Source organism: Dietzia sp. E1 (assembly GCF_014145015.1).
GTDB lineage: Bacteria > Actinomycetota > Actinomycetes > Mycobacteriales > Mycobacteriaceae > Dietzia > Dietzia cinnamea_A.
This window is the reverse complement of sequence record NZ_JAALDU010000473.1, coordinates 1-1,607: the sequence shown is the minus strand read 5'-3', so window position 1 is coordinate 1,607 and position 1,607 is coordinate 1. Positions and strand designations below refer to the sequence as shown.

3 protein-coding genes are annotated in these 1,607 nt (G+C 72.7%); 1 reads left to right on the top strand and 2 read right to left on the bottom strand.

Annotated features, from left to right (window positions below):
* The coding region (locus tag G6030_RS14190; protein WP_182643566.1) for a DUF664 domain-containing protein at positions 1–385 on the bottom strand (385 nt) is incomplete at its 3' end.
* 43 nt (positions 386–428) lie between these two features.
* Entirely contained in the window at positions 429–1,004 is a 576-nt protein-coding gene (locus G6030_RS14185; protein ID WP_109149267.1) for a DinB family protein, read from the bottom strand.
* Between the two features lie 120 nt (positions 1,005–1,124).
* Here G6030_RS14185 and G6030_RS14180 point away from each other — a divergent pair.
* Positions 1,125–1,607 (top strand): HTH domain-containing protein (locus G6030_RS14180; RefSeq protein WP_182643565.1); only part of this gene is annotated, 483 nt, incomplete at its 3' end.

The following is a 1,607-nucleotide window of genomic DNA, read 5'->3' as shown; positions in this document are numbered from 1 at the left end:
CGGGGACGGGCGCGTCGAGGTCGGCCGCGCGGAGGTGGGCGAGTCCGGCCGCGCACCGCCGGTCGTACTCGGCGAGGATCTCCTCGGCGGTGGCATCGGGGTCGACCCGGTTCACCGCCTCGGCCCAGGCGAACTGCTCGGGCAGGGACCGACCGGTCTCGGGCGCGTTCGGCGCGGCGGCCGCGCGGCCGAGCCAGCCCTCCGCGACCTCGCCGATGTGCAGGATCAGCCATCCGAGCGTCAGTTCGCTGGAGGGCAGCGGTCGTGCGCGCAGTTGGTCGGCGTCCAGGCCGTGGACGATCGACCGGGCGTTGACCAACGCGACGTCGATCCACTCGAGCAGGTTCTCGCGCTCGGTGGGGCAGGTGGCGGGGAACAGTGGCATGACGACTCCTCGGTGTGTGTGGTGGGCGGTGCGTTCGAACGGATCAGTGGGTGTGCGCGTACACGTCGCGCAGGAGGCACATCTCGGCGCCGTGGTGGATGACCTCGCGGTTGATGTGCAGGACCAGGGCGGCCATGGGGTACTCGGCCCACGGGCCCTCCGCCTCGCCGATCGGCCGGGCGAGCGCCTCGGCGTCGAGCCCTCGCACGCCGTTCATCCAGGCGGCGTAGGTGAGGTCGAGCTGGGCCAGGCCGCCGGCGGCGTCGCCGGCGTAGGTGTGGGTCATGTAGTCGTGCGGGGGACCGCCGAAGTGGGAGTGCCACCGGGCGCCCAACACGCCGACGACGAGGTGGCCGATCCGCCACGCGATGGTCGTCAGCGGCGCGGGCACGGGTTCGGGGAACTCGAAGTCGATGGTGTGATCGCCTGCTCCGCCCTGCATCGGTGCCCGGCTGGTGCCCCGCGGACGCACGTCCCAGGTCCGCTCGTCGGGCGCGGGCGAGAAGTGGTACTCGTCGTCGGTCATCCCCTCGAGGCGCGGGCGGAGCTGGGTGGTCCAGTGTCGGTCCATCTGGTCGACGAGCTGGTCGGTCCAGTCGAGGGTGTGGGTGGCGGTCATGGCTTTCTCCTTGCGAGGTCGGCTGCGGACAGCGTCGCACCCCATCCGGACAGTTTCGGTCCGCTGGCCGTGGAACACTTCCGTCATGACGGAAGACCCGGCGACGAACGGGGGCTCGCCATGAGCGAGGACCGGGTGCCCACCACCCAGCGAGTGCTGTGTCTGCTGGACCTGCTGCAGCGCCGGTCGGTGTGGACGGGCGAGGAATTGGCGGCGGAGCTGGGCGTGACGACCCGCTCGGTCCGCAGGGACGTGGACCGCCTGCGGGACCTGGGTTATCCGGTGGAGTCCGAGCGCGGCGCGGGCGGCGGCTACCGGTTGGGTTCGGGTCGTCGACTGCCGCCGCTGTTGCTCGACGACAGGGAGGCGGTGGCCGTCGCGATCGCCCTGCGTCTGGCGGCCGGCGGCGCGGTGGCGGGCGTCGGGGAGCACGCCCTGCGCGCGCTGACCAAGTTGGACCAGGTGATGCCCGGCCGCCTGCGGGAGCGGGTCGCCGACGTCACCGAGTCGATGGTCGCGGTCGCCGGCGCGGACACCCCGGTGGAACCGGGTCTGCTGCTCGACCTGGGCCACGCGGTGCGGGGCACCGAGCAGGTGCGGCTG